Source organism: Staphylococcus sp. HMSC14D10, assembly GCF_001808125.1.
Lineage (GTDB): Bacteria > Bacillota > Bacilli > Staphylococcales > Staphylococcaceae > Staphylococcus > Staphylococcus haemolyticus.
In genome coordinates this window covers 674-12574 of the sequence record NZ_KV792233.1, presented here as the reverse complement: position 1 = coordinate 12574, position 11901 = coordinate 674, and the positions used below count along the sequence as shown (strand labels likewise).

Below are 11901 nucleotides of genomic sequence, written 5' to 3'. Positions count from 1 at the left end.
TATGAGACAAAAAACATTAGACGTCTTAGAATTTGATAAAATCAAGTCATTTGTAGCTTCGGAAACAATAAGTGACTTGGGGCGTGAAAAAGTGTCTAAGATGTCTCCAGCCACTGATTTTGAAACAGTAGAATTTCAAATGAATGAGACAGATGAAATTTCACAAATTTATAATAAACATCGTTTGCCAAGTTTAAGTGGTTTAGCCAAAATTTCACCATTGATTCATCGTGCAAATATAGGTGGCGTATTAAATGTTACAGAGCTAAATTTAGTTAAACGTTTAATTCAAGTTCAAAATCAATTTAAGACATTTTATAATCAATTATTAGAAGAAGATGAACAAGTTGTTAAGTATCCAATTTTGAATGATAAAATGAACCAATTACCAATTTTATCGGATCTTTTCCAAGAGATAAATGAAAAATGTGAAACACACGATTTATATGATAGCGCAAGTTATGAATTGCAAGGTATACGAAGTAAAATTTCAAGTACAAACCAACGCATAAGACAAAATTTAGACCGTATCGTTAAAAGCCAATCCAATCAGAAGAAATTATCTGATGCTATTATAACGGTACGCAATGATCGTAATGTTATACCGGTTAAAGCTGAATATCGCCAAGATTTCAAAGGGATTGTTCATGATCAATCTGCCTCTGGACAAACGCTTTATATAGAACCATCATCGATTGTAGAAATGAATAATCAAATCAGTCGTTTACGAAATGATGAGGCAGTAGAACGTGAGCGAATTCTAACAGAATTAACAGGTATGGTTGCTGCCGAAGCAGATGGTTGCTTAATTGCTGAATCAGTCATGGGACAAATTGACTTTTTAACAGCTAAAGCACGATATGCACGCTCAATTAAAGGAACGAAACCTACGTTTTACAAAGATAGAACCGTTTATTTACCTAATGCATATCATCCACTATTAAATAAAGATACGGTTGTAGCTAATACAATTGAATTTGTTGATGATATTGAAACTGTCATAATTACAGGTCCAAATACGGGTGGTAAAACGGTTACATTAAAGACACTTGGATTAATTATTATTATGGCACAATCAGGATTGCTAATTCCGACATTAGATGGTAGTCAGTTAAGTGTCTTTGAAAATGTTTATTGTGATATAGGTGATGAGCAATCAATTGAACAATCACTATCCACTTTTTCTTCACATATGAAGAATATTGTGGAAATTTTGCAAGAGACAGATAAAAATAGTTTAGTTTTATTTGATGAATTAGGTGCAGGTACTGATCCAAGTGAAGGTGCAGCGTTGGCGATGAGTATCTTAGATCACGTTCGTGAAATAGGTTCATTAGTAATGGCTACAACACATTATCCAGAATTGAAAGCATATAGCTATAATCGTAAAGGTGTCATGAACGCTAGTGTTGAATTTGATGTTAATACGTTAAGTCCCACGTATAAATTGTTGATGGGTGTACCTGGTCGTTCTAATGCATTTGATATCTCCCGCAAATTAGGACTTAGCTTAGGTATTATTAATAAAGCTAAGACCATGATTGGGACAGATGAACAAGAAATTAATTCAATGATTGAATCTCTTGAAAAGAATTCAAAACGTGTTGATGAACAACGAATAGAGTTAGATAGACTTTTAAAAGAAGCCAAAATAACACATAACGATCTAGAGCAACAATACGAGCAGTATAAAAATTATGAGAAAAGATTGATGGATGAAGCTAAAGAAAAAGCAAATCAACGTGTTAAATCTGCTACTAAAGAAGCGGATTCAATCTTAAAAGAGTTAAGAACATTACGTGATCAAAAAGGTGCAGATGTCAAAGAACACGAACTTATTGATAAAAAGAAACAATTAGATGATCAATATGAAGAGAGATCAATAAAACAAGATGTACAAAAACAAAAATATGATGAAATACATGAAGGTGACGAGGTCAAAGTATTATCATATGGTCAAAAGGGCGAAGTATTAGAACTTGTAAATGAAGAAGAAGCAGTTGTTCAAATGGGTATTATTAAAATGAAATTACCTATTGAAGACCTTGAAAAAACTAAAAAGAAAAAAGAGAAACCAACTAAGATGGTAACTCGACAAAATCGTCAAACAATTAAAACTGAATTAGATTTACGAGGTTATCGTTATGAGGAAGCGGTTGGCGAATTAGATCAATATATTGACCAAGCTGTCTTGAGTAATTATGAGCAAGTTTATATTATTCATGGTAAAGGTACCGGTGCACTCCAAAAAGCCGTACAGAATCACTTGAAAAAACATAAAAGTGTTAAATCATATCGTGGTGGTATGCCAAGTGAAGGTGGTTTTGGTGTGACAGTAGCTGAACTTAAATAAGGCATAATAAAGTGTAAGCAGTGTTGTTGATTTTTTTAGAAAATAACGTACAATTAAGCCAGTGAAAATAAAATGAAATGAAATGAGTGAGATTCGACAATTATTGACAGACAGTTAATAAGTGAGCAATTGCAATGCACGTACTACTAAAGTCTGTTATAATTTGCTCATCATTCAAAATTTAAGGAGGATTGGCATTTATGGCAATCGTAAAAGTAACGGATTCAAACTTTGATGAAAATATTCAATCAGGCGTTAAATTAGTTGATTTCTGGGCAACTTGGTGTGGACCTTGTAAAATGATCGCACCAGTTTTAGAAGAATTAGCTGGAGATTATGATGGAAAAGCTGATATTTTAAAATTAGATGTTGATGAAAACCCATCAACAGCAGCTAAATTTGAAGTAATGAGTATCCCAACTTTAATCGTATTTAAAGACGGTGAACCAGTTGATAAAGTAGTAGGTTTCCAACCTAAAGAAAACTTAGCTGAAGTATTAGATAAACATCTTTAAGAATAATTTGAACGTATATGAGACTGGGGCATTACATAGAATGTAATAGCTCCGTCTTTTTTATGTGTAGTTAATTTTATGGGAAGGAGGATAAATGTTGTCAGACTACAAAGAGAAAATTAAAAATAAATTAAGTGTAGTTCCATTTGAACCGGGTTGTTACTTAATGAAAGATCGTAATGATCTAGTGATTTATGTCGGCAAAGCCAAGCGTTTAAGAAATAGATTACGTTCATACTTCACAGGTGCACATGATGCAAAAACTACTCGGTTGGTAGGAGAAATTCGAAATTTTGAATTTATAGTAACTTCAAGTGAAACTGAATCCTTGCTTTTAGAATTAAATTTAATTAAACAATATCAGCCTCGCTACAATATTCTATTAAAAGATGATAAAAGTTATCCATTTATAAAAATTACTAAAGAAAAGCATCCAAAGTTAATTGTTACGCGTACAGTTAAAAAAGGTACTGGAAAATATTTTGGACCATACCCTAATGCTTATTCAGCTCAAGAGACAAAAAAGTTATTAGACCGTATTTATCCTTTTAGAAAATGTGATAAAATGCCTGATAAATTATGTCTTTATTATCACATTGGACAGTGTATGGGACCATGTGTATATGATGTTGATCAACAAGTTTATGCACAAATGACTCGTGAAATAAGTGATTTTTTAAATGGTGAAGATAAAACTATACTTAAAAATTTAGAAGATCGTATGATGGATGCTAGTGAAAAATTAGACTTTGAACGTGCAAAAGAATATCGTGATTTAATACAACATATTCATAATTTAACTAAAAAACAAAAAATTATGTCATCTGATAATACGATTCGAGATGTGTTTGGTTATAGTGTCTCTAAAGGATGGATGTGCATTCAAGTCTTCTTTATTCGTCAAGGTAATTTGATACAAAGAGATGCTACAATGATTCCTTTACAACAGCAATCTGAAGAAGAAGAATTTTATACATTTATAGGTCAATTCTATAGTTTAAATCAGCATATATTACCCAAAGAAGTACATGTTCCTAAAAATTTAGATAAAGATATGATTCAATCTGTAGTAGGTACTAAAATTGTACAGCCAGCTCGTGGCGCAAAAAAAGAAATGGTAGATTTAGCAAACCATAATGCGGAAGTCGCTCTTGAAAATAAATTCGAGCTAATTGCTAGAGATGAATCACGTACGATAAAGGCAATAGAGGAGCTCGGTGAACGAATGGGTATACAAACACCTATTCGTATTGAAGCATTTGATAACTCAAACATACAAGGTGTAGACCCTGTGTCTGCTATGGTAACCTTTGTTGATGGAAAAGCAGATAAAAAAGGTTATAGAAAATATAAAATTAAAACAGTTGATGGACCTGATGACTACAAATCAATGAGAGAAGTTGTTCGTCGTAGATACACACGTGTTCTAAATGAAGGCTTACCGTTACCTGATTTGATTATAGTTGATGGTGGGAAAGGACATATGTCGGGTGTATTAGATGTTCTAGAGAATGAACTAGGACTGGATATTCCGGTCGCTGGATTAAGAAAAAATGATAAACACCAAACGTCAGAGTTACTTTATGGAACAAATGCAGAAGTTGTACCATTGAAGAAGAATAGTCAAGCATTCTATTTATTACATCGAATTCAAGATGAAGTACACCGTTTCGCAATTACATTCCATCGTCAAACACGTCAAAAAACAGGATTACAATCAGTATTGGACACTGTTGATGGAATTGGAAGCAAACGCAAGACAAGTTTGTTAAGAACATTTGGATCGATTAAGAAAATGAAGGAAGCGAGTGTAGCGGATTTGAAGAAAGCAGGACTTCCTGAAAAGGTTGCACTAAACTTGCAGCAAGCATTATCAAATGATTAATTAAAAAAAGGGCTATGAGAATTATTCTCATAGCCCAAAAACATATAAAAAATGTTACAATACAGTTAACAAAAAGTTTATTTTTTTAAGAAAGTATGGAAGCGTTTTCTGATTGAGAAACATTATCATTAAAGTGGTTTTATTAATGATTAATGTAATACTAACATTTCTCATTAAAACAAATATGATTTATTTACTTTTTTAAGTCCTACTTGTTTACATAGTTCTTAATAGAACCGATATTTATTGATTATTGTCACAATAATTTAACAATGAACAAGTACTAAATAAAATAGTAAATCATTATGATGTTTCTTGATTGTAAAGACTTTCTTATAAATAAACTATTTAAATCAATAGTTTTACAGGGGGGACTCCTTTTGGCAAAGTCTAAAAATGAATTCTACCTTAGACGTGTTCACTCGTTACTAGGTATTATTCCAATTGGTGCATTTTTAGTTGTTCATTTAATTGTGAATCATCAAGCAACACAAGGGGCAGAGGCTTTTAATAAGGCAGCTGGCTTTATGGAATCAATTCCATTTTTATTAGCAGTTGAATTTTTATTAATTTATATTCCAATTTTATATCACGGTTTGTATGGTATTCACATTGCATTTACAGCTAAAGAAAATATCGGTCATTATTCTTTATTTAGAAACTGGATGTTTGCATTACAAAGATTTTCAGGTATTGTGACATTCGTATTTATCTTCATGCATTTATGGCAAACTACAATTCAAAAATACTTCTTTGGTAAAGCAGTTGATTTTGAATTGATGCACAAAACACTTGAAAATCCAATTTGGGTTATCGTATATATCGTTTGTGTATTATGTGTTATTTTCCATTTCTCAAATGGTTTATGGTCATTCTTTGTAACATGGGGATTCTTACAATCTAAACAATCACAACGTGTATTCACTTGGATCTCTTTAATCGTATTCTTAGTTCTAGGATACATTGGAGTATCTGCAATTTTCGCATTTGTATAAAACACAATTTGTAATCATATATAGTACGTTGAATTTTAGATAAGTATTTATATCACGTACTTATCAAATGAGCTTAAGCAATTACGTTAAGCTATCGATATATTTTAGGGGAGTGACTTTTCTATGGCAGAGAAAAAAATTATTGTTGTCGGTGGAGGACTTGCCGGTCTGATGTCAACAATTAAAGCTGCAGAACAAGGTGCGCATGTAGATTTATTCTCAATTGTACCTGTTAAACGTTCGCACTCTGTTTGTGCCCAAGGTGGTATTAACGGTGCGGTAAATACCAAAGGTGAAGGGGATTCTCCTTGGATTCACTTTGATGATACAGTTTATGGTGGGGACTTCTTAGCAAACCAACCACCTGTTAAAGCTATGGCTGAAGCTGCTCCATCAATCATTCATTTATTGGACCGTATGGGCGTTATGTTTAGTAGAACAAAAGAAGGGCTATTAGACTTTAGACGTTTCGGTGGTACGCTTTATCACAGAACTGCTTTTGCAGGTGCAACTACTGGTCAACAATTATTATACGCGCTTGATGAACAAGTACGTTCATTTGAAGTAGATGGATTAGTAACTAAGTATGAAGGTTGGGAATTCCTAGGAATTGTCAAAGATGAGGACAATGCTGCAAGAGGCATCGTAGCTCAAAATATGACAACTTCTGAAATTAAATCATTTGGTTCAGATGCCGTTATTATGGCAACTGGTGGATCTGGTATCATTTTCGGTAAAACAACAAACTCAATGATTAATACAGGTTCAGCGGCATCAATTGCATACCAACAAGGTGCTAAATATGCAAATGGTGAATTTATTCAAATTCACCCAACAGCTATTCCTGGTGATGATAAATTACGCCTAATGAGTGAATCAGCACGTGGTGAAGGTGGTCGTATTTGGACATACAAAGACGGTAAACCTTGGTACTTCTTAGAAGAGAAATATCCTGATTATGGTAACTTAGTACCTCGTGATATTGCAACGCGTGAAATCTTTGATGTTTGTATCAATCAGAAATTAGGTATAAACGGGGAAAACATGGTTTACCTTGATTTATCTCATAAAGATCCACACGAATTAGATGTTAAACTTGGTGGTATTATTGAAATTTATGAGAAATTTACGGGTGATGACCCACGTAAAGTTCCAATGAAAATTTTCCCTGCCGTTCACTATTCAATGGGTGGCTTATACGTAGACTATGATCAAATGACTAATATTAAAGGATTATTTGCAGCTGGGGAATGTGATTTCTCTCAACATGGTGGTAACCGATTAGGTGCCAACTCATTATTATCTGCAATCTACGGTGGTACTGTAGCTGGTCCTAATGCAATAAAATATGTTGAGAATGTAGAAACAACATATACTGAATTAGATGACAGCATTTATCAAAAACGTGTCGATGAAGAGCAAGAACGCTTTGATAAATTATTAAATATGCGTGGAACTGAAAATGCATATAAACTTCACCGTGAACTTGGTGAAATTATGACAGCGAACGTAACAGTTGTTCGTGAAAACGATAAATTATTAGAAACAGATAAAAAAATCGTTGAATTAATGAAACGTTATGAAAATATTGATATGGAAGATACACAAACTTGGAGTAACCAAGCTGTATTCTTCACTCGTCAATTGTGGAATATGTTAGTTTTAGCACGTGTAATTACAATTGGGGCTTACAATCGTAACGAATCTCGTGGCGCACATTACAAACCAGAATTCCCTGACCGTAATGATGATGAATGGTTAAAAACAACATTAGCTGAATATCAAGGTAGAGAAGAAGCGCCTAAATTCACTTATGAACCAGTTGATGTAAGTTTAATTCCACCACGTAAACGTGACTATACAAGTAAGTCTAAAGGAGGTAAAAAATAATGGCTGACAATCAATCAGTAAAAGACACTCCCGAAGAACTTCGCCAAAACGATAATAATACAAATGAAAAAGAGCAAAAAGAACCAAAACAAAAATCAATCAAGTTGATTATCAAACGACAAGATAATCAAGATTCTAAACCGTATGAAGAAACGTTTGAAATTCCTTATAAAGAAAATATGAACGTAATCGCATGTTTAATGGAAATCAGACGTAATCCAGTAAATAATAAAGGTGAAAAAACAACACCTGTTACATGGGATATGAACTGTTTAGAAGAAGTTTGTGGTGCTTGTTCAATGGTCATCAATGGACGTGCTAGACAATCATGCTCAGCAATTGTTGATCAATTAGAACAACCTATACGTCTTGAACCAATGAGTACTTTCCCTGTTATTCGTGACTTACAAGTGGATCGTACTAGAATGTTTGATAACTTAAAACGTATGAAAGCTTGGATTCCTATTGATGGTACGTATGATTTAGGACCAGGACCACGTATGCCTGAGAAAAAACGTCAAACAGCTTATGAGTTATCTAAATGTATGACGTGTGGTGTTTGTTTAGAAGTTTGTCCTAATGTTACTCAAAATAATAAATTCGTTGGTGCTCAGGCAATTTCTCAAGTTCGTTTATTCGACTTACATCCAACTGGTGCAATGACTAAAGACGAACGATTAGACGCTTTAATGAGTGCTGGCGGTTTGCAAGAATGTGGTAATTCTCAAAACTGTGTAAATGCTTGTCCGAAAGGTATTCCTTTGACAACTTCTATCGCAGCTATGAATAGAGAAACAACATTCCATATGTTTAAATCATTCTTCGGCTCAGACCACAAAGTAGATTAATATATACATTTAATTATAATTTGAAAAGTAGTTAATGATTCTTAATTGAATTGATTAACTACTTTTTTCTTTATAAAGCTTTTTAAGGTATGTATATGAATGCTTAATCGGATTAGTCAAACTCTTAGCATGTATATGATAAAATAAATGTATTATGTGTTATAAGGATGAATGAAGATGAACAAACCAATTGGTGTTATAGATTCAGGTGTAGGTGGTTTGACAGTTGCTAAAGAAATCATGCGTCAATTACCCAACGAAACAATTTACTATCTAGGGGATATTGCAAGATGTCCTTATGGTCCAAGACCTGGTGATGAAGTTAAACAATTTACTACTCAACTTGCTAATAAATTAATGCAATTTGATATTAAAATGCTTGTAATAGCTTGTAATACAGCTACCGCTGTAGCATTAGAACATTTGCAACAATTGCTGCCTATTCCAGTTATTGGAGTTATTGAGCCAGGGTCAAGAACAGCCATTATGACTACTAAAAATCAAAATGTTTTAATTTTAGGGACTGAAGGAACAATTAAATCTGAGGCGTATAGACATCATATTAAGCGCATTAACCCAAACGTACATGTTTATGGTGTAGCTTGCCCTGGGTTTGTTCCACTAGTTGAACAAATGCGCTACGATGACCCTACAATTACAAGTATTGTCATTCATCAAACGTTAAAACAGTGGAGAAATACTGATGCAGATACGATAATTTTAGGATGCACACACTATCCATTGTTATATAAGCCTATAAATGATTATTTTGGAGGAGAGAAAAAAGTTATTTCCTCTGGATTAGAAACAGCACGTGAAGTTAGTGCTTTATTAACTTTTAGTAATGAACATGCGAGTTATACACAACATCCAGAGCATAGATTCTTTGCTACTGGAGATACAGTACATATTAAAAATATCATTCTACAATGGTTAAAATTAGATGTTGAAGTTGAACGCATCAGTGTAGATGAATAATCAAGGAGGAATATGAATGACAGACATCGTAATTGCTACAAATAATAAAGGTAAAATTAATGATTTTAAATCAATTTTTCCCAATGACAATGTGATAGGTATATCAGAACTAATAAAAGACTTTGATGTAGAGGAAACGGGAACAACTTTTGAAGAGAATGCACGATTAAAGTCTGAAGAAGCTGCAAAAGTATTGAATAAACGTGTGATAGCAGATGATAGTGGATTAGAGGTATTTGCTCTAAATGGCGAACCTGGCGTTTATTCAGCTAGATATGCAGGATTAGATAAGAGTGATGATGCTAATATTGATAAATTATTAAAGAATTTAGATAGTATCGAAAATCGAGATGCACAATTTGTTTGCGTCATTAGTATGAGTGCACCTAATGAAACTACTCAAACTTTCAAAGGTACTGTTTCTGGAGTGATTACTACTGAAAGACAGGGCGAGCATGGTTTTGGTTATGATCCTATTTTCTATGTGCCTGAAAAAGGTAAAACTATGGCTCAACTTACAGCAACAGAAAAGAGTGAAATCAGTCATAGAGGTAATGCAATTAAAAAATTGAATGCTTATTTGGAGAGTGAAAAGTAATGACAAAGTGGCTTATCGTCAGTGACAATCATACAGAATCTGGTATTTTATATCACTTATATGAAGCGCATAAGGATGCTGATGTTTTATTACATTTAGGGGATTCAGAATTTGAATATAATGATACTGAACTAAGCCTATATAGAAGAGTAAAAGGGAATTGTGACTTTTATCCTGAATTTCCTAATGAAGAAGAAGTGGAAATTAAAGGTTTAAAGGCTTTATATACTCATGGACATTTGTATTCAGTAAATCAAACTCGTATGCATTTAGCACAAAAAGCTAAATCTCAGGGATGTCAATTTGCATTTTATGGTCATACTCATGTTGCAAAATATGAGCATTTAGATGGTGTACATGTCATAAATCCAGGCAGTATATCACAATCTCGCAGTGGTATTGAAGAAACGTTTGCCGAACTCATTATTGATGAAGTGAATGGTAGGGCTATTCTAAATTATAGAAATCGAGATAATCATATTATAGAAACGATTGAATTTGAACTTTGATATATAGACACTTAAGCATTTAATTAACTCCTAAGTGTTTATTCCAATACATATAATATTGGTTAATAGAATATTAATATTGAATGGAGTTTTTAAATTGAGAAGTGAAAAACTAACGTCTTTAACGTTTTATTTTGCAATAGTCATTTTGGTCATTTCAATAATTAATTTAATACTTACATTTAAAAACTAAATTTTTTAGGTAAAAAAGTTGTTGATCACGTGTCAAATACGTGTCAAAAATTTTTAAACTAACAACATAATAATATTATCTTAGAAACTCGTCATAACATGGCGGGTTTTTCTATTTTTGGTGCAGTTTAGCTTAGTTACAAGACAAAATAAAAAGAACGCCGTCATAACAGCGTTCTCAACCTAAAAATATATGTAATTTTTAGTTAATGACGTCCTGGGAGGGATTCGAACCCCCGACCGATGGCTTAGAAGGCCATTGCTCTATCCAGCTGAGCTACCAGGACATGAATTTTTAACACAAGAATAATTATAGCTAAAGAAACCTTATTTAGCAATAGCTTTAATATAAAAAAAGTTTATATTTTTCACTAATTATGTGTATTTGTAACTCATATCGATTATGTGCAAGTGCAATAAGACATAAAGTCGAGCAATTGAATGAATATCTTCAAGCCATATGGACGCAGAAGTAATCAAATATATAGAACCAATGGGAGGCATTATAAACAACTATGAACAAACTATAAACATCTATGAATGAATAAAGTAATAAATAGATCCTAAGTGTTGAAATTATTCTCATCTATTATTCATATACTCAATCCAATTACAAAATAAAAGTATCATGATAAATAGTGAAATACAGAAATTAATAAAATTGCAATGACTAACATTACGATTAATTAAATAGTTGAAAAGGACTAGAGTATATTCACTTGTCTGTTTAGATAAATGGTTGTAATGAGAATCCTTGACTTGCAATGGTCTCTAAGTAGGTTAAAGGGTTTATAAAACAAGGTGAATTTTAAAGAAATATAAAGCTAATGTAAAGGTCTTGTAAACGTTTGCAGAATTGTCAGATTTTGCACAACATATTTGAATGCCTAAGTGTGTTTTATGTAATCAAAGGTCTACAGTTTTGATGTCTAATTTATAAGTTAAGAAAGATAGAACGCAAATAGCATAAATCACTATATAGTATAAGTAACAAAACGATAGGTAAACAAAAACTTACCAATTAATCGTTTTTGGTTTTAAGAAATAGCTTAATGTATCTATTGAATTTTATACATTAAGATTTAAATACTTTAAATAAAAAGAAATGGAGCGATTTAAATGTCAAAATTAGTACAAG

General features: G+C 32.6%; 9 protein-coding genes and 1 tRNA gene. 9 read left to right on the top strand and 1 reads right to left on the bottom strand.

Annotated elements, in window-relative coordinates; translation table 11 throughout:
* The first annotated feature begins 1 nt into the window (after nucleotide 1).
* The 9 genes from HMPREF3134_RS01160 to HMPREF3134_RS01120 all read left to right on the top strand — a co-directional run bounded on the left by HMPREF3134_RS01160 (nucleotide 2) and on the right by HMPREF3134_RS01120 (nucleotide 10571).
* Nucleotides 2-2353: an endonuclease MutS2 gene (locus tag HMPREF3134_RS01160; RefSeq protein ID WP_070440223.1), complete on the top strand. Its 2352-nt coding sequence runs from the start codon at nucleotides 2-4 to the stop codon at nucleotides 2351-2353.
* A 200-nt stretch (nucleotides 2354-2553) separates the two neighbouring features.
* The gene (gene trxA, locus HMPREF3134_RS01155; RefSeq protein ID WP_011276093.1) at nucleotides 2554-2868 is read left to right on the top strand and encodes a thioredoxin; all 315 of its coding nucleotides are present in this window, start codon (nucleotides 2554-2556) and stop codon (nucleotides 2866-2868) included.
* A gap of 97 nt (nucleotides 2869-2965) precedes the next feature.
* The gene (gene uvrC, locus HMPREF3134_RS01150) at nucleotides 2966-4753 is read left to right on the top strand and encodes an excinuclease ABC subunit UvrC (RefSeq protein ID WP_070440314.1); all 1788 of its coding nucleotides are present in this window, start codon (nucleotides 2966-2968) and stop codon (nucleotides 4751-4753) included.
* A gap of 380 nt (nucleotides 4754-5133) precedes the next feature.
* Nucleotides 5134-5748: a succinate dehydrogenase cytochrome b558 subunit gene (locus tag HMPREF3134_RS01145; protein WP_011276091.1), complete on the top strand. Its 615-nt coding sequence runs from the start codon at nucleotides 5134-5136 to the stop codon at nucleotides 5746-5748.
* 123 nt (nucleotides 5749-5871) lie between these two features.
* Nucleotides 5872-7638 carry a succinate dehydrogenase flavoprotein subunit gene (gene sdhA, locus HMPREF3134_RS01140; RefSeq protein ID WP_070440221.1) on the top strand — a complete coding sequence of 589 codons (1767 nt, stop codon included), beginning with the start codon at nucleotides 5872-5874 and terminating at the stop codon, nucleotides 7636-7638.
* On the top strand, nucleotides 7638-8486 hold the full coding sequence (gene sdhB / locus HMPREF3134_RS01135) for a succinate dehydrogenase iron-sulfur subunit (RefSeq protein ID WP_070440219.1): 849 nt from the start codon (nucleotides 7638-7640) through the stop codon (nucleotides 8484-8486). The genes sdhA and sdhB overlap by 1 nt, the downstream gene beginning before the upstream one ends.
* Before the next feature lie 177 nt (nucleotides 8487-8663).
* The gene (racE, locus tag HMPREF3134_RS01130) at nucleotides 8664-9464 is read left to right on the top strand and encodes a glutamate racemase (RefSeq protein WP_037549449.1); all 801 of its coding nucleotides are present in this window, start codon (nucleotides 8664-8666) and stop codon (nucleotides 9462-9464) included.
* A gap of 16 nt (nucleotides 9465-9480) precedes the next feature.
* On the top strand, nucleotides 9481-10062 hold the full coding sequence (locus tag HMPREF3134_RS01125; protein ID WP_070440217.1) for an XTP/dITP diphosphatase: 582 nt from the start codon (nucleotides 9481-9483) through the stop codon (nucleotides 10060-10062).
* Nucleotides 10062-10571 carry a YfcE family phosphodiesterase gene (locus HMPREF3134_RS01120; protein WP_070440215.1) on the top strand — a complete coding sequence of 170 codons (510 nt, stop codon included), beginning with the start codon at nucleotides 10062-10064 and terminating at the stop codon, nucleotides 10569-10571. Before HMPREF3134_RS01125 ends, HMPREF3134_RS01120 begins: the two co-directional genes overlap by 1 nt.
* Nucleotides 10572-10976: 405 nt before the next feature.
* Here HMPREF3134_RS01120 and HMPREF3134_RS01115 read toward each other — a convergent pair.
* A tRNA-Arg gene (locus HMPREF3134_RS01115) sits at nucleotides 10977-11050 on the bottom strand.
* Between the last annotated feature and the right edge of the window lie 851 nt (nucleotides 11051-11901).